The organism is Kitasatospora sp. NPDC049285 (assembly GCF_040678815.1).
Classification (GTDB): domain Bacteria; phylum Actinomycetota; class Actinomycetes; order Streptomycetales; family Streptomycetaceae; genus Kitasatospora.
In genome coordinates this window covers 41,432-59,501 of sequence record NZ_JBFAQR010000007.1, presented here as the reverse complement: position 1 = coordinate 59,501, position 18,070 = coordinate 41,432, and the positions used below count along the sequence as shown (strand labels likewise).

General features: G+C 73.8%; 2 protein-coding genes. Both read right to left on the bottom strand.

All coding sequences use genetic code 11. From position 1 onward, the window contains the following. Positions 1 to 65: 65 nt before the first annotated feature. On the bottom strand, positions 66 to 479 hold the full coding sequence (gene paaI, locus AB0K51_RS07285) for a hydroxyphenylacetyl-CoA thioesterase PaaI (RefSeq protein WP_363451502.1): 414 nt from the start codon (positions 477 to 479) through the stop codon (positions 66 to 68). 128 nt (positions 480 to 607) lie between these two features. After that, a complete protein-coding gene (locus AB0K51_RS07280; RefSeq protein WP_363451500.1) occupies positions 608 to 18,067 on the bottom strand; it encodes a toxin glutamine deamidase domain-containing protein in 17,460 nt (5,819 codons plus the stop codon). Positions 18,068 to 18,070 lie beyond the last annotated feature (3 nt).

Here is an 18,070-nt window from a genome sequence, read left to right as displayed (position 1 = left end):
GCCGGGGGTTACACCGGCCGCACACCGATCCCCGGAGGTCCGTGAGGGTGTGCGGCCGGCGCCGGTCAGTCGCTGTGCGGCGCCCCGGCGATCATCGTGCTCTGGCCGCGGAACTCCGCGACGGTCCGGCCCCCGGCCGTCCGCACCGTCACGTCGTAGACGCCCTGCCGCCCCGCCTTGGCCCGCTCCACCGCCTCCGCGACCAGCTCCTCGCCGAGCTGCGCGGGCGCGAGGAAGGTGATCTGCGCGCCCTGCGCGACCGTCACCGGCCCGTAGCTGTTGCAGGCGTACGAGAACGCGGCGTCGGCGAGCAGGAAGACGTAGCCGCCGTGCCCGATGCCGTGCGCGTTGGCCATCTCCTCGGTGACCTTCATCCGGGCCACCGCCCGCCCCGAGCCGACCTCCTCGATCGCGATGCCCGCGCCCTGACAGGCCCGGTCGCGTTCGAACAGTGCTTCGATCCTCGAATTCCCCACCATGACTCCCCCCGTGAGCTGCCCGTTCCCGGGCGTCAGCATTAGACCGACCGGATCGATCGGCTGTCAACGTCCGCATTCCCTCCCGTCCGCGCCGCGGAACACCTGCGGCGCGGACGGAAGGGCGGCCCTCAGACGGCCCCCTCCGGTGCCCCGGTCCGCCCCGCGACGAAGCTGCTCGCCGCCGTGACGCTCGCCGCGGCGGCGGTCCGGGTCGGGTCGTCCGGCTGCGCGTCGTCCGCGGGCTTCCGGTGCCGGACCGTCAGTTCGCGGCTGCCCTCGGGGCGGGCGGTGACCCGGAAGTCCCAGTCGTGGCCCGCCTCGGACGCCCCGGCCAGTCGGACGGTGACCTCGCCGGGCCGGGTGCCCGGCTTCAGGTAGGTGGCCTCCTCGATGGTCCGGATCTGCTCCGCCGGGTCGCCGTTCAGCTCGAACTCCTGACGCAGCGGCAGCCCGGCGCCCTCGCCGGCGACGGTGAGGTAGAGCCGGCCGAGCGGCGGCAGCCCGCCCTGGACCAGCGGCCGGGCGGCGTCCGCGGCCGCCGCCATCGCGGCGGTGACCAGTTCGCTGGCAGGGCCGTGGTCGGTCCACGCCTCGCGGTGGACGTCGTACGGCTCGTGCGCGGGCCAGCCGTCGTGCGCCCCGGCGACCAGGTCGTCGAGGGTGACCGGCCCGTCGGCCGACTTCCGCTCCACGAAGTCGAGCACCTTGCGCGCCTCCTCCGCCTTCAGCGGGGCCCCCTCGGGAGTGCCGAGCAGGTCCCCCAGCAGGGAGGAGGCGGAGGCCGAGGACCCGCCGGAGAGTTCGACCAGCCGGTGGGTGGCCTGGATGTGGGCCCGCCCGGCGTCGGTGCCCGCGGTGAACTCCCGGTCGTAGACGGCCCGGCCGAGGCGCGCCGTGCCCGTCAACTGCTCCCGCTCGGCGGGCGTCCGGCCGGCGGGGTCGACCGGCCCGCGGTCGCCGTGCACGGCCTGGTGGACGTCGCCGAGCAGCCCGGAGTCCTCGCCGAAGCGCAGTTCGCCGGACCGCTGCTCCCCGGTGAAGGCGAGGTAGTGGTCGCCCGGCACCTCGGACTTGGTGGTCTCCGACAGCGGGATGTCGACGGTGAACGGGATGACGCCCTTCTCCTTGACGGGGTTCCGGTTCCCGTCGAAGAGCGTCACCTCGACCTCGGCATGGCCCTGGTAGCGCGCCATCGGAGTGGCGAACTTGCCGTTGGAGACGATCTGGCCGGAGTCGGCGTGGCTGCCGCCGTCGCGCCACAGCCGCTGGGCGCCGCCGGTGATCCCGGGGTTGTTGCTGACGGTCCCGGTGACGCTCGCACCGACCTGGCCCTGGACGCCCCCGTTCTTCGACGACAGGTCCGAGTGCGCGGTGCCGGCCCCGAGCGTGTTGGCCGGGCTCAGCTCGACCGCGTCGTCGTTGGTCCGGTGCTCGAGGGAGATGACCTTCATACCGACCTCCACCCCCTTGCCGCCGCCGAGCGTCACCCGGTTGGTGGGAACGGTCGCCGACACCTCGGCGCCCTGGCTGGCGGGGCCGAACAGCGCGGAGAGGTGGCTGTGCGAGGTGATGGTGCCGACCTGGGGCGCCATCTCCTCCCACGTCTTCTTGCCGAAGTACTCGGGGCCGCGCAGCCGCACCAGGTCCTGGACGCCGCCGACGTCGCCCAGCCAGCGCAGCACGTCGGTGTCGCGCAGACCGGTCTGCCACACCCGCTCCGGCGGGACCGGGACGCCGACCGACTCCGGCGCCTGGGCCGGCACGGTCCGCGGCGGCATCTCCACGGCGGGCTGCTCGCCGGCCGGCTTCGAGGAGACCGGCACGGTCTCGCCCGACTCGACGATGGTCTCGAAGCCGATCGTCGCGGTGCGCCGCTGGAAGACCTGAGCGCCGATCAACGGCCGCCGGGAGATGGTGAACTGCAGCTCCGCCTCGCCCTTGTAGGCGCTGCCGGGCAGCTTGGCCTTGGTGGCCGTACCGGCCGAGGTGCTGCTGTTGCGCACCTCGACGTGGTCGTGGCCCCCGCCGCCGGTGCCGGTCAGACCGGCGGTCACCGAGACGGGCGCGCCCGGAATCGGCGCGGCACCGCTCAGCCCGAACAGGCCCTGGTGTCCGGTGCCGGTGCCCTGGGTCCCGGCGAAGGAGCGCTGCACGTCGGTGCCGGCGTTGAACTCGGTGGTCCCGGACTCGCCCAGGTGCTCCATCCGGTCGCGCAGCACCGCGCCGACCCGGACGGTGGTCCGCCCGTGCCGCACCACGATCTCGTCCCCGGCCGTCATGCCCTTCAGCCGGGACTGCAGCTTGTCGGGGGTGAGCTCCTCGTCCAGCTTGCGGCGGATTCCCGACCAGTCGCTGCCGAACGGGTTGCGCTCCGACTTCGGCTGCCCCTCCGGCTGTTCGGTCTTCCGGCGGAGTTTGCCGGGCTTCCAGCCGGACTCCACCTGGGAGAGCACCGACTCGCCCAGCGTCCGCCGGGGCCCGGCGGCGGCGTGCGTCCCCGGCAGCGCGTGCACGTCGGTGACGATCGCCGAGGAGTCCAGTCGCCGTCCCTCCACGAAGCTCTTCGGCTGCTTCGTGGTGGTCCGCTCGACCGGACCGGACGCCGGCTCGGCGTCCCGCATCGGGACGGCCACCCGGGCGACGGTGTCCACCTTCTGGGTGTGCGAGCCGTCGGAGACGTTCAGCCGCTTGAACTCGACCTTCACGTCGTACGCGGTGTGGACGTCGAAGAACACGGCCGGCTCGACGTGCTTGCCGCGGTTCGAGGTCGAGCCGACGGTCTCCGCGCCGTTGGCGTAGCTGCGGTCCATCCGGTGGGTGTAGGCGCCCGCCACGTTCAGCACCGGCGTCCGCACCGCGAACCGCCCGCCGGCGTCCAGCCGCTCGCGGCGATCGCGCACGTTGCCCTGGCCGCTGGAGGTACGGGTGCCGGACTCGAACTCGTACTTGTCCGCCTTCGAGTGGTAGGTGGAGTCCTCCAGCCGGGCCGTGACGGTGACCTCGGCCTTCCAGGTGGTGCCGGAGACCGTCTCGGTGAGCTTTCCGCCGCGGGTGAGCTGGGACAGGTTGGTCTTGAGCGCGATCCGGTCGAAGGTCGCGTCCAGCCGCTGCTTGACCTCCTCGGACGGCTCGCCGTACTTCGAGCGGACCGCGTCCTCCACCGCCGTCCGCACCTTGTCGGCACCGCTCAGGCTGTGCACCACGTAGGAGGCGTTCAGCTCGTGCTGCTCGCGCATCCGGCGCGGCGCGGTGTGCGGCGCGGCGGGGCGCTCGATCTCCACCCCGTCGCGGCGGGCGTCGTCCCGGCCGGTCGCCGTGGACTCGGCGGGCTCGGTCGGCGGCTTGAAGGAGACCGTGCTGTCGTCGCTGCGCGGCACCTGGACCTTGACGGTGTCCCGGGCGTCCACGCCCACCTCGACCCGCACCGGCGCCGAGATCTGCGAGGCGTTCTTCTCGCCCGGCCGGCCGAAGTGCACGTCCACCGCCAGGTCGGCCCCGTAGATGACCTGCGGGGCACTGTACTTGCCGTTGGCGTACACCCGGTCGGCCTGCCGGCCCTGCCCGCCGACCCGGTCACGCTGCTGACCCGAGACGGTGGCCGCCAGGTCGGCGCCGGGCGTGCCCTTGACGACGCTGCCGCCGAGCTGGCCGTTGGCGGCGCCGGTGCGCGACAGCAGCCGCCGGTCCACGCTGAACGCGCTGGTCTCGTTCAGCGTGTTGAGCTCGGCCTTGCCGTCCTCGCGGCGGTAGGTCATCGACTCGACCCTCGCCACGGCCCGGACCACCAGGCTCTCCTTGCCGGGGACCTTCACCTCCAGCGCCTCACCGCGGGTCATCCCGGTCAGCTTGGAGGCCAGGTTCGGCTGGCTGAACCCCTGCAGCACCTGGTCGCGGACGGCGTCCCAGTCGTCGCCGAACCGCGCCCGGCCCTCGGCGTCCACCGCCGTGCGCAGCGCGGCCGTGCTCTCCAGGTCCCGGACCACGACCGTCTCGCCCAGTCCGCCCCGGTCGTCGCCGCCGTGCCAGACCGACTCCGGCGGGCTGACGACCTCGTGCACCGCCGGTTCCTCGGGCTTCGCCTCCGACTTGGGCTCGGACTTGGGCTCCGCGCTCGACTCGGACTTCGGCTCGGACGTCGGCTCCGCGACCGACTCGGACTTGGGCTCGGACTTCGGCTCCGCGCTCGACTCGGACTTCGGCTCGGTCGTCGAGGCCACGGGGGTGGTGTCCGCGCGGTCCACCAGCAGCTTGACGTCGGCCGAGCCCGCCGCGTGCGTCTCGCTCTTGCCGTTGAACGCCAACTCGAAGTGCACGGGCCCGTCGTAGAGGACGCCGGGCACCTTCGACTTGCTGGTCAGCTGGGAGACCCGGCTGTCGCCCGAGATCTCGACCCGGTCGCCGCCGAGCCGCCCCGCACCGCCCACGCCCATCAGTGCGGGCGCCGGCTTCAGCACGTTCCCCAGCGCGAACTGGCCCGCGTTGCCACGGGTGTTCGCCGAGCTGCGCACCTGCTGCACCGTGGTGCCGATGTTGAACTCGGTCTCCTTGGTGGTACCGCTCTGGTGCAACTCGCCCACCCGGGCGGTGATCTCGACCCGGCCGAGCGGCTGCCCGCGCCGACCGGTCAGCTTGACGGTGACCGGTTCACCGGCCGTCATGGACTTCAGGTCCCGCTGGAGACGGGCGAAGTCGACCTCGGCGAGGACCTTCTCCCGCATCGCGGGCCAGTCCTTGCCGAACTCCTGCTTGGCGGCCGCGTCCACGTGGTCGAGCAGCGCCTCCACCGGCCGGTGGTCGTTGCCGCCACCGCGCGGCGCCAGGTCCAGCACGATCTCCTGTCCGCCGACCCGGCCGTCCAGCAGCCGCTGCGGGGGCGTCCGCTGGTCGCCCGCTGACGTGGCGTCAGGGTGCTTGGGGACGGCGACGGTCAGGCCCAGGTCGACCGTCTCGGTGCGCCCGCCCGATCCGGTGTGCACCTCGCTGTGATCGTGGCGCAGGTCGCCGAAGTCGAGCTCCAACCGCATCGTCGACTTGAACACGTCGGCGGACACGGAGGTCTTCGACCGGGCCACCATGCCGCCGAGGTCGAGGTTGACCTCGCCCTGGCCGCGGTCGTGGAAGTACGCCGCGAGCTCGGAGGGTTCGGTACCGCCGGCCGAATGCCGGGCCTGCACGCCGATGTTGTACTGCCACTGCGAGTCGTGGTGGGTGCCGGTCGCCACGGTCCGGTCCGCGCCGTTCTCGAACTCGATCTTCTCGGTGCGCAGGTGCGTCGACTCGGTGACCTGGCCGCGCAGCTTCACGCTGCCGCTCCAGCCGTTGCCCTCGAACGGCGCCGTCCACACCTCGCCCTTGGAGAGCGCGCTGAGCATCGGCCGCAGCGTCGCCGGGCCGAAATGCGCGTCCGCGAACGCCCGCGCCGCCGCGCGATCGCCCGGCACGGTCCGGGCCAGCACGTCGATGACCTTCTCCCGGACGGCCGTCTCGTGCTCGGTCAGCCCGACCACCAGGTCGTTCCCCGTGATCGTCTTCGGCCCGACCGGGGGCTGCTGCGACGGGTCCTGCGCGGGGTGCGACGGCTGGGGTTCCGGCTGCTGGGTGTGCGACTGCTGCTCGGACTCCTGGCCGTTCGGCTTCTGCTCCGGCTCCTGACCGTTCGGCTTCTGCTCCGGCTCCTGACCGTTCGGCTTCTGCTCCGGCTCCTGGGTGTGCGGCGGCTGCTTCCCGGTTTCGGGCGTCGCGGGCGGCTTCTCGCCGGCCTTCTCCGGAACGGCGTTCTTCGCGCCCTCCGGGGTGACGGCGGGTGTGTGGGTGGTCGCCGGGGCCGGCGGCGGCTGGCTGCCGTCGTAGTGGTTGCCCTGGTGATACACCGTCACCTGCCGACCGTCCGCCGGCCCGAACACGGCCCGCGTGGTGCCGTCGTGGTCGAGCACCCGCAGGCTGAGGCCCAGCGCGTGGGCGGCGGCCGCCGGGAGCATCTCGCCTTCGGTGGTCAGCCAGCGGGCCTCCCAGTGCTGGACGGTCTGCATCAGCGCCTCGCGCTCGCGCGCCGACGGCGGCGGCGCGTTGTCGGTGAGGTGCTCGCCGACGATCTCGTGCAGCTCCGGGAGCGGCGCGGCCGCGAAGTTCGCGCGGGCGTCGGCCGGCAGGTAGGCCATCAGTTCGTCCCTGCTCAGGTTCGCGCGGCCGAGCAGGTGACCGCGGTAGTTGGCCACCACCTCGGTCGGCCAGGCCTCCGGCGGCAACTCCCGGAAGTGGTCCTCGACCACGGCCTGCAACCGCCGGGCCGCACCACCGGTCCCCGCCGTCCGCGCCGCGACCAGCTCGGGAGCGCTCACGGCGAGCGAGTGCAGCAGACAGAGCCCGTCCCCGTCCACCTTCACCAACGGCCCGGCCGGCGGGAACTCCCGCGAAGCCGTCGGCGCCGGAACGGTCCCCTCCTGCTCGACGTGAGGCTCGGGGCTCATCTCGGTGCGCGGCTCAGGGCCCGTCTCGGGACGCGTCTCAGAGCGGGTCTCTGTATGAGTCTCGGGACGGGTCTCGGTGTGCGGCTCCGGGCCCGTCTCGGAGCGGGTCTCGGGGCCCGCCTCGGTGCGAGTCTCCGGACGGGTCTCGGTGCGCGTCTCCGCACGCGTCTCGGGCCGTGACTCGACTCGCGGTGCCGGGCCCGTCTCGGTGCGGGTCTCGGTGCCGCCCTCGCGGCGGGTCTCGGGGCCCGGGCCGGTGCGGGTGTCCGCGGTGGGGCGCGGCGTGTCGCTGCCGCGGCTCGGGGTCGTGGTGCGGGTGCCGAGTTCGGGCGGGGCGGAGTGGGAGCGGGCGCGGGGGGCGCCGCCGCCCGGGTGGGTGCCGCCGCCGGCGGGGCCGACGGGGGATCCGCCACCGGGGCGCGGCGGCGTCGGGCCGGACCCGCCGTCCTCCGGCCCGTCGGGCCGGTCGGTGGGCGAGGTCCGGCCCTCGGGCTGGCCTTCCGGCCGGGCCGTGGGCTCCGGCGTGCTGCCCGCGTGGTCGTCCAGCACCTGGGTCTCGGACGGCTTGGAGCCGAAGCCCCGTTCGGCGCCCTGCTGTTCGAAGTTCTTCAGCCACTCGGCGGCGTTGCCGTGGCCGCCGTCCGCCGCCGGCAGCTCCTGGCCCTTCAGCTTGGCGTCGAACTCCCGGATGGAGTCCAGGAATTGGTTGCGGCCATCGAGCATCTGCCGGGCACTGTCGGCGCGTTCCTCGGGGCGCCGGCCGGTCTCCAGCAGGTGCGCGCCGTCCTGGAACTGCTGGACGCCGTGGCCGGCCTGCGCGGCGAGCACGGTCAGCTCGTGCCGGGTCTGCTCGTCGCCCGCCAACCGGGCGATCTCGTGGCGCAGTTGGACGTTGTCGCGGAGCGTCCCGGCGACCTCGTCGGTGGCCCGGATCACCATCGGGATCTCCTGCCGGGCCTGCACCGTGCCGTCCGGCGCGGGGTGCGCGGTGCCGGAGCCCGCGGCGTTCGGCTCGTCCAGGCCGTAACTGCGCACGGGGGCCATCGCCTTCGCGGCGTTCTCGGCGACCGAGTCCGAGGCGATGTCCCAGGCGTTGCGGAACTGGGTGCCGTGCGGGTTGACCAGTACCTCGGGGTGGCCGGACGGCGTGACGCCGTCGTGCACCTCGTGGTCCCGGTCGGTGGTGCCGTCGCGCAGCTCGCGGAACTTGCGCTCCACCGCCTGCGGGTCGTACGGGATGCCGTCGGCCTCGTTCTGCTTCAGCCAGTCGACCAGCTGCTTCTGGTACTCGGGGTCCTTCGGCGGCCGGGAGTCCGGGTAGCCGGCGCCCTTGAGCTGGTCCAGGGCGTCGTAGTGGTACGCCGTCTGGTCCATGGTGAACCCGGGCGCGTGGTGCGCCTGGTACTCGCCGGTCTGCTCCACCGTGGAGCCGTAGCGCGGGCCGAGCTTCGGGTCGGCGGCCCAGCGTTCCGGGCCGGACCACAGGTTGTACTGCAGGTCCTCCGCGGTGCGGTCCGGGCGGCCGGTGAGGCCCTCCTCGCCGAGGGCGAGCCGGCCCAGGCTGGTCTGGATCTGCTCGTAGATCTGCTCGGTGTGGGTCTGCAGCGCCACCATCCGGTCCTCGGCGACCCGGGCGGCCTGCGGGTCCGGGTGCCCGGTGAACCTGCCGACCGCCTCGGACGGCGGCACGGTGCCGAAGTCGTCGACGTCCATCGGCTCCGGGGCGTGCTCGCCCGGGGGCCGGGTGAAGGTGGAGTAGGTGTCCATGAAGTTCGGGTCGTGCGGGCCCGAGATGTTGTTCTCGTGCGGGTCGGCGACCGACGCCCACACCGTCCAGTCGGAGCGGAAGTTCTCCGGCATCCCACCGGTGGCGGGGGTGACCTTGCGGTCCGTCAGATCGGCCCAGCGCAGCCGCCCGTCGCGGTCGTGGACCAGCGCGACCGCGTGGCCGGCGCCGCCCTCCTTGCTCGCGCCGAGCACGGTGGCGAAGCTGCCCGGCCCGCCGGCCTGCACCTTCTCCATCAGCTTCTGGACCGCGGTGTCGCCCTCGCCGAACAGCGCGGGGCCGTCGTGCCGCTTCCACAGCGTGTTGCCGGGGATCGGCTCCACGGTGCCGTGCAGCGTCTGCCCGGAGACCCGGGGACGGCCGAAGTGGGTGTCCCGGTACGCCTCGACGTTCTCCAGGCAGGCGTTCAGGTCGTTGCCGGCCCGGAAGCCGTCGGCCGGGTGCACCGGCGCGGCGTGCGGGTTGACCTTCTGCAGCAGCGAGGAGCTCATCGGCGGGTGCACCTTGGGCGCGCCGCCGAGGTAGCCCACCAGGTCCTGCGTCAGCGGGTGCCGGGCGTCGACCGCCTGGTACCCGCGGTCGTGCATGACGCCGTCGGTGTTCTCGTACGACGGCGTCCGGCGGCGTTTCGGCTCCCGGTCGGGGGCGGGCTGGTCGTCCTCGTCGTCGCGCCCGCGCTTGCGGTCGTTCGAACCGGGCGGCTCGTGCATGACGGTGTCGCCGTCCGCGTCGCGCTGGTGCGGGACGGTCGGCGCGGGCTCGTCGACGTCCATCGAACGGGACTGCCGGTGTTCGGGCGCACCGGTGCCGTGCCCGGCGACCGGCGGCGGGGGCGACGGGAGCGAGCCGAAGGCGTGTGCGCCCGCGCCCTGGTGGTCGGTCGCGGCGGGGTGGGCGACCGGCGGCGGGGGCGGGGGCGGGGGCACCGCTTCGGTCGCCCGGCGCTTGGGCGCCGGCGCGTCCGTCATCAGGGTGTCGTCGTCCGGGTCCACGCGGCGCTTCTCCGGACGGACCGTCTGCTGCGAGGCCATCGACTGGTCCTGGCTCTGCGACGCCATCGGCACGTCGTGGCCCTGCGAGGGCGTCGGCGTGTCGTGGTCCGGCGAGCCCATCGACACGTCGGTGTCCTGGGACGCCGGCGGCAGGTCGCCGTGCGGGGTCTGCGGCCGGGGCGTGGCGGGGGGCGGGGTGGCGCCGATCTCGCGGCCCTCGGCGCCCGGAAGGGCGTCCCGGGCCGGGTCGTGCAGTGCCTCGGAGCCCACCACCGGCTTCGCCGACTGCCCGGGCTGCCGCGTGAAGTCGCCGGAGGAGGAGACCGGCGTCTCACCACCCGCGTGGGTCAGCATGCCGTGCTCGTCGGCGATGTTGACGGCGCTGGCGCTGGGCTTCTGGCCGGGCTGGTGGAGGTCCACCATGTCGGCCTCGGTCTTCGGCGCCATCAGGTCGCGCAGCTCGCGCGGCACCAGACCGGTGTCCTCCAGGCTGCGCAGTCCGCGCAGCAGGTCCAGGGTGTGCGGCGAGTACAGCGCCTCGGGCGGCAGGTGGCCCTTGGCGACCGCGGTCAGCACGTCCTGGTCCCGGACCACGTGCGGGTCCAGGAAGTTCTGGATCCACTTGTTGGTCAGCTCGTCGCCGAAGCGCAGGTTGGAGGCGCTGTTGGACAGGCCGGCGGTGATCTCCTCGATCAGCTTCGGCACGTCCTCGACCTTGGCCTGCACGGCCTGGTCGAACAGGCCCGCGGGGTGCTTCTGCCCCGCGCCGGCCCGCGGGAAGGCGCCGCCGTACTGCTCGCCGACCGTCGCGATGTGCTTCTCCGCGTCGGTCAGGTACTTGGCCGCGGCGTCGGCCTTCGCGGTCGGGTTGCCGCCGGGCTTGAGGATCTCGCCCGCCTTGTCGAGCTCGTTGCGCACCTCGTCGCGGCGCAGTTGGTCCCGCTCGTTCGGCAGCCGGTCGGCAAGGTCCGTCAACCGCTCGGGCCGCACCGCGTTGGGGTCGTTGCGCAGGTCGTGGGCGAGGCCCTTGAGGTCCTGGCGGTCCTGGCCGAGGCGGTCGTAGGCGCCCGCCAGGTCGTCGAGTCGGTCGGCGAGCCGCTCGTGCGCCGGGGACCCGCCCGGGCCGCCGGGCAGGTCGGCGGCGGCCTGCCGGGCCGCCGCGACGGTGTCGTCCAGGTGCCGGGGCCCGGTAACGCCGTGCACCAGGGCGAGGTCCTCGACGGCCTGCTCGCGGACCTTGGTGCGGACGTCCGCGAGGGCGCCCTTCATCTCCGCCAGGTGCTGGGGTGACGGGTCGTCGGAGAACCGCGCCACGGTGTCCGCGTACCGGTCGAACTCCGCCTTGGCCGGGCCGTCCAGGCCGGACCGGGTCAGCTGGTGCTGCACCTCCTGCTTGGCGGCGGCGGCGCTCGCCGGGTCGTCCGTCTTCGCGGGGTGGAACGCGGACTCCAGCCGGTCGTTGCCGTAGGCCTTGCCCAGGTCGACGTCCTTCGCGGTGTAGCCGAGGTCGCGCACGGTCAGCGCGGCGTGCTCCAGGCCGTTCTTGCCGAGCGCCTTGGCGGCCGCCTTCCCGGTCGAGTCGAAGATCCGGTGCTGGTCGGGTGCCATGGTGTCGGCGAAGTCCGCGAAGGTCCTCGACGCCTCGGTCCGGTGCTCGTCGCCGAACGACCGCGCCTTGAACACGGCCGCCGTCACGTACTTGTGCACCATGTAGTCGGCCACGACGTGGTTCCGGTTGACCACCGCGTCGGTGAAGCTGACCGTGTTGCCCTTCATCCGCCGCACGGTCTTCTCGGCGTGCGGCTCGCCCGCCATCACGCCGTGGTCCGAGTAGCCGAACGCGGCCCGGTACGCGCCCTCCATGTCCTCGTGACCGGAGGTCTTCTTCGGCTTGGTCGGGGTCGCCGCGTACTTCCCGGACTGGGCGTCCTGACGCGCCGTCAGGTCGGCCTGGAGTTCCTGCTCGCGGCGCTCGAGGTCCTTGACCCGGCTCTTGAAGACGTTCCGGGTGGTCTTCGCGGCCGACTCCGCGGAGGTCTCCTTCGTGCCGCCGGTGTCCTCCCGCTTCTTCTTCTCGGCCTGGTAGGCGGCCTCGGCGTCGGTGAGGTGCGCGTCGGCCTCCTTCCGCAGGTCGCCGGTGATGGTGCGCTGCTGCTCGATCCGCGCGATCGCGTCCTTGGTGATCTGCGGCTCCGCCTGCCGGCGGGCGGCCTCCAGGTCCTTGAACGCCTGCGTACCGGCCTTGGGTTCGCCCTTGAGCCGGGCGAACTCGTGGTCGTAGATGGCCATCCGGTTCCGCTGGTCCTCCAGCGTGGCCTTCGCCGTCTCCAGGTTCCGCTTCTCGTGGGCGAGTTCGGCCTGCCGGTCCGGGGTCTCCCGGGCGATCTCGTCCAGCCGGTGGTTCACCCCGTCGAGCGACTCGGGCACGTGGCGGCGCAGCAGGTCCAGGTGAAGCTGCTTCTGCTGGCGGTAGGCGTCCATGATCGCGTCGGTGTCGCCCTTGACCAGTTCCGAGCGCTCGTACTTCTTCAGCGTGTCCTTGACCTTGTCGAACTCCGCGGAGTCCGGCAGGAAGTCCTTGATCGCCTCGAAGGTCTTCTCGCCGTCGATCTTGTGCGAGTAGCCGTCGTCGGCCGCCTTGCCGCCGCCCGGTGCCTTCGGCGGCGGCGCCGGCAGGTGCTGCGCCGAACCGAAGCCGTGCTGGCCGGGGTTGGCCTGCTGGTGGCCGGCCGGCGGGGGCGGCGGCGGAGCGGTCGGCGGCTGGTGGCCGGGCGGCTGCGTCCCGTCGCCGTCGACGCGCTCCATGAAGTCCCGGAAGCCCTCGTACATGTGGTTCTCGGCGTCGGTGGCGTGCACCGGGTTGGCGTGCCCGTCGTGCACCGCGCCCGGGTCCTTGCCGTACAGCTTCTCCAGCAGCGGCAGCATGGCCGGCTCGTTCTGCCGCACCCAGTCCGCGCCGTTGTTGCGCGGCTGGCCGGTGTACGGGTCGGTGCCGTGGTTGGTGCCCAGGTAGGCGTTGGTGACCTGCGCGAAGTACTCCTGCTCGTCCCGCGACGAGTAGTTGTCCACCGGCTTGCCGCTCGCGTCGTGCCGCGGGCCGTCCGGCCAGGCCGCCTTCGGGTCGCCCACCTTCTGGTTGAAGGTGTCGGTGATCAGCTTCTGGTCGTTCGCGTCCAGACCATGCCGGTGCACGGTGTGGGTGAACTCGTGGGTGGTGGTGGAGTACCCGTCGTCGTAGTGCCCGCCGTGCCCGATCGAGGTGTGCTCGCCGAGCAGGTTCTCCTCGGTGACCGCCGATTGCCGCCCGCCCGAGCCGCGCATGTCGTCGTACCCGCGACCGGCGCCCGCCGACGAGTTGTTGTGCACGCCGCGCAGGTTGTTCAGCTCCGGGACGTCCGGCATCCGCACGTCCTTCGGCACCACCACGACGTCCGCGCCGTTCTTCAGCAGCCGCGCCGTCGTCTCCGGGTCCTGGAGCATCCGCTCGATCTGCTGCTGCGCCTCCTGCCGCGCGGAGGCCGCGCGCTCCGCCCGCGGGTCCACGTGGACCATCAGCTCCGCCGCGGTCCTGGCGAACTCCTTCGGCGGCAGCCCGTTCTTCAGCGCGTCCACCGTCTGGGGGTCCCGCGCCAGCCAACGCCGGTTCTCCGGCGTCATGTTGGCCAGCTCCTGGGCCCGCTCGTGCGGCGACATGGTCGGCAGGTCCTGGCGCAGCCGGTCCGTGTTCGCCGGCGGCGTCGCCACCGACCACTGCTCGGCCCCGAGTTGGTCGACCGCGTCGCGCACCGGCGACTTGCCGGACAGCGCCTGCAGTTCGGCGTCCCGCTCCTGCTTCTGCCGGTCGAGGAACTGGTCGTGCGCGGACGTCGACGTGCTGCCGTGCCCTGTGGCGGGAGGCGTGTTGTGCCCGTTGGTGGCAGGCGCGTTGTGGCCGGTGGTGGGCGGTGCGGTGTGGCTGGTGGTGGGCGGTGCGGTGTGGCTGGTGGTCGGAGGCGGGTTGTGGCCGGTGGACGAGGAGTTGGAGGTGGTGTGCTGCGTGGGCGGTGCGGGCGGGGGCGGCGGGTTGTCGCCGCCGAGGCTCCGGGTGCTGTTCGCCCCGCTGCCCTCGCCGGGGTGCTGCATGGGCGGCGCGGGCGGGGCCGGCGGGATGTCGCCGCCCTGGTGCGGGGCCGCGTTCGCCGGGTCGTGCCCGGTCGACTCGGGGGCGAGGTACCCGAGGCGGAAGTCCCCCGCGTTGGTGTTCGTCGACGCGTCGTGCGGCGCACCCGACGGGTTCGGACGTCCGGCGTCGGTGAGCCGCACCGCCGGGGCGCCCAGCATCTCGGCCACGCCGGGAATCCGGTGCTCGGTGCTGCTCGGGTGCTCGTGCACGTGCGCCTTGCCGGTGACCAGCACGTACTTGCCCGACCCACCGCCTTCCGAAATCGCGTGGTTCATGTACGAGTTCAGCAGCCGGGCGCGCTCCTCCAGCGCCTGCCGACCGCCCTCGTTCGGCCGCCGGGCCGGGTAGCCGTCCGCCGCGTGGACGGTCACGCCCTCGGCCTTCGCCTTCACTACCGTGTCGTAGAGCCCGTGGCCGGGCGGGGAGTTCTGGGCCCGGTCGTAGGCGTGGAGCATCTTCTCCAGGTTCGGCGACATGGTGCCGCCGGGCCGCTGGAACGCGTCCAGGTGCTGCTGGAAGGCGTCGTCGCGGAGCGACTCGACGTAGATCCGGTCGACGCCCGCGGCCTTCAGGTCGTGCATGTTGTCGTTGAGGAAGCGCCAGCTCGGCGACTGGTTGTGCGACTCGCCCAGCACGATCCCGTCGTGGCCGGGCTGTCCGTCGTGCCCGTTCAGCAGGCGGTGCACGCCGTCCATCGCGGACGTCGAGCCGTCCAGGCGGTCGGTCACGTGCTGCTCGGCGACCGGGTGCCAGGTCTGCTGGGCGTCCTGGTGGGCCAGCCGCTGCAGCACGTTCCGGCGGACCTCCTGCTGCTGGTAGTGCTCCTGCGTGCGGAAGTCCAGCTTCCCGGCCTCCTCCAGCACATGGTTGCCCTGGTAGGCCAGGGCCTCCGGGCCGAGTTCGTTGCGCAGGTGCGGGGTGACCGCGCCGGCGGCGACCGGGTGCAGCGCCTTGAGGGTCAGCGGGTCGAGGTGCGACTTGAACGACTGGGAGTACGGGCTGACCTTGACGTCCGGCCTGCCGTCCGGCAGCCGGCTGCCCGAGTCGTGCCGCCCCCACGAGCTGTGCGGCAGCGAGTTCGCGGCCGTCTCCAGCTCGCCGGTCAGCCGGAAGTTGAACTTGTTGGCGTTCTTGTACTGCTGGAGCGCCGCCGCGTCCGCCTTGGGCGGGTGGATCAGCGCCGGACCGTCCGGGTGCTGGTGCAACTGCGCCAGCTCGTCGTGCGTGGGCCGCTCGTCGACCGGCCGGATCCGGGTGTTCTCCGGCGGCGGAGGCGGCGGCAGCTGCTCGTCACGAGCGCCACGGGTGTTCGTGGTGTCGATCCCGCGGTGCTGCGGCGGAGCCGGCGGCGGGGGCGGCACATGGCTGTCGGAGCTACGGCCCGCCCCCGGGCGGATGGTGCCGCCGCCGGGCTGCGGGGTCGGCTCCGCCGGACGCGGCGTCGACGGCCGGGGCGCGGACGGCGTGCGGCCGCCGCCCGTGCTGTGGCCGCCGCCCGTGCTGTGGCCGCCGCCGCCACCGGCCACCGGGCCGGGCATGAAGCCGCCCGTCATCGGCGGAGTGCCCGCCGGCTGCTGGACGGTGGACGCGGCGCTGTCGGGCACCACCTGGTGCGGCACCGCCTCGGGCGCCGGCCGGGTGGCCGTCTGCCCGCCCGAGATCCGGGTGCCGCCGTCGAGATGCGTGTTGCCTCCGGCCCCGGCCAGGTGCCCGGCGCCGCCGAGCACCCCGGACAGGTTGGGCACCTGGCCCGTGCCACTGCGCTGCGGCGGCACATCGGACGACTCGGTCACGTTCTCACGCGCCGGCGAACCACCGTGCCCGGCAGCCGAGTTGGCTGCCGCGGGCTGCTCGTGCGCGGGCGCGGCCGGCCGCGAGCCGCCCGACTCGGCGGGCGGCTCCTGCCGCGGCGCACCGCTCTCGTGCTGCGCGGGCTGCTCGTGCCGGACCCCGCCCGGCTGGGCTCCCTCGTGATCCCCACGCGGCGACACCGGGTCGTGCGCCACCGGCTCCTGACGCGGCGTCGGCTCGTGCGCGGCCACCGGAGCGGCCTCCGGCCGCGGCGACTGCTCGTGGCCCGACACGGGAGCTTCCTGACGCGGCGTCGCCTCGTGCGAGGGGGCCGGAGTGGTGTCCGGACGCACCGTCGCCGGATCCTGACGCGGCGTCGGCTCGTGCGCAGCCGAAGCGCTCTCCGGCCGGGGCGACTGCTCGTGGTTCGGCGCGGGCGCGTCCTGGCGCGGCGTCGGCTCGTGTGAAGCCACCGGGGTGGTGGCCTCCGGCCGCGGCGACCGCTCGTGGCCCGACACGGGAGCTTCCTGACGCGGCGTCGGCTCGTGGGTCGGCGCCGGGGAGCTGTCGGGCCGCGCGGCCGTCGGCTCGGGACCACCGCGCTGCCCCACGGGCTCCTGCGCCGGGTGCTCCTGCCGCGGCGCAGCGCCCTCGTGCGCGGGCTGCTCCTGCCGGGGCGGGCTCTGCTGAGCGCCCTCGTGGTCCCCACGCTGCGCCACCGGCTCGTGGGCCACCGGCTCCTGACGCGGCGTCGACTCGTGCGAGGCCACCGGGGTGGTGGCCTCCGGCCGCGGCGACTGCTCGTGACTCGGCGCAGGCGCGTCCTGACGCGGCGTGGCCTCGTGCGACGGCGCCGGGGTCGCGTCCGGACGCACCCCCGTCGGCTCCTGACGCGGCGCTGCGCCCTCGTGCGCGGGCTGCTCCTGCCGAGGCGCCGCCGACTCGTGCCGGGACCCGCCCGGCGCAGCGCCCTCGTGGTCGCCACTCGGCGAGAACGGGTCGTGCGCCACCGGCTCCTGACGCGGCGTCGACTCGTGCGCGACCGGCGGCGGCGTGTCGTTGCCGCCCGAGCGCGTGGCACCGCCCGAACCGCCCGTCCCCGTCTCGTGGGTGGCCGGTGCCGGGTGGCTGCCACCGCCCGAGGAGCCGAACGGCGACAGCCCGTTCACCTGCGACTCGCCCGAACCCGAACCGGTCCCGCCGTGCGAGCCCGCTCCCGAGCCGAAGCCCGCAGCGGAACCCGAACCCGAGCCCGAACCGGCCGTCTCCGTCCCCGAGTGCGAACCCGAGCCCGAACCGGAGCCCAGCCCCGCGCCGCCGCCGGTCGCGGAACCGCTCCCGCCGCCGCCCGATCGCGTGGCGGAGCCGCCGGTGTCCCCGCTCGGGCCGTGGTAACCGCCTTCGCCGGACGCGCCGCCGGACTTGCTGAAGGTGGGCGGACCGTCGTGGGTCCCGGTCTTCGGCAGGTCGAGGTGCGGGGCCTCCGCGGGCTTCGGGGGTGCCGCGTGGCCCTTCATCGCGGAGGCGCCCGCGTGCAGGCCCGCGCCCGCGCCGCCGGAGAGGCCGGAGCCGAGCAGCGACTCGCCGTCGACCTTGCCGGTGGTGATGAGCTGGGTGGAGACGTCCGCGCCGACGCCGACGGCCGCGCCGGTGGCCATCTTGCCGGCCGTGGAGTTGAGCGCGCCCTCCATGCCGAGCTTCTTGCCCGCGCCGCCGATGCCCTTGCCGATCAGGTGGCCGGAGGCACCGCCGACCGCGCCGCCGAGCGCGTTCTGGCCGAGCTCCTTCATGTCGATGCTCTTGCGGTGGCCCTCGGCGAGTTCGATGCCCTGGGCGAGCAGGTTGATCGCGGCCATCTGGGCGGCCTGCTTGGCCGCCATCTGGAGCATTTCCTTGAGCAGGGTCTTCAGCAGGGTGGAGACCACCGCCCGGCTGGCCCCGATCATCACCGGCACCTCGAGCAGCGAGGCGCCCGCGGTGAACGGCGCCTCGGCCTCGGCGGTGGCGAGTTCGAAGGCGAGGATGCCGAGCTGCGCGATGATCTGGATCTTCGCGGTCTCGGCGGAGTTGGCCATCTGCTCCAGCATGTCGCCCATGCCGTTGAGCGAGTTGATCGCGCCGGGCAGGTAGCCGGGGTCCTCCTGGGTGCCCTTGCCGGTGGCGAACTTGGCCCAGTACTTGTTCAACGCCTCGGCGGCGACACCCTGTTGGCCGTCCAGCGCACGCTTGATCGCGGCGTCGGACGCCTGTGTGGCGTCCTTGAGGCCCTCGGCGGTCTTGCGGCAGTGGTCGGCCATGTCGCGGAGCTGGTCCTCGTCCGCCTCCGGCCAACGGCAGCCCGCGAGCAGCAGCAGCACCCACTGGAGGGGCTCGGGGAGTTCGACAGCCATCGG

Bases quoted from the DNA above. Each gene is read 5' to 3' on its own strand.
- paaI (WP_363451502.1), bottom strand. From the start codon at position 479: ATGGTGGGGAATTCGAGGATCGAAGCACTGTTCGAACGCGACCGGGCC.
- AB0K51_RS07280 (WP_363451500.1), bottom strand. From the start codon at position 18,067: ATGGCTGTCGAACTCCCCGAGCCCCTCCAGTGGGTGCTGCTGCTGCTC.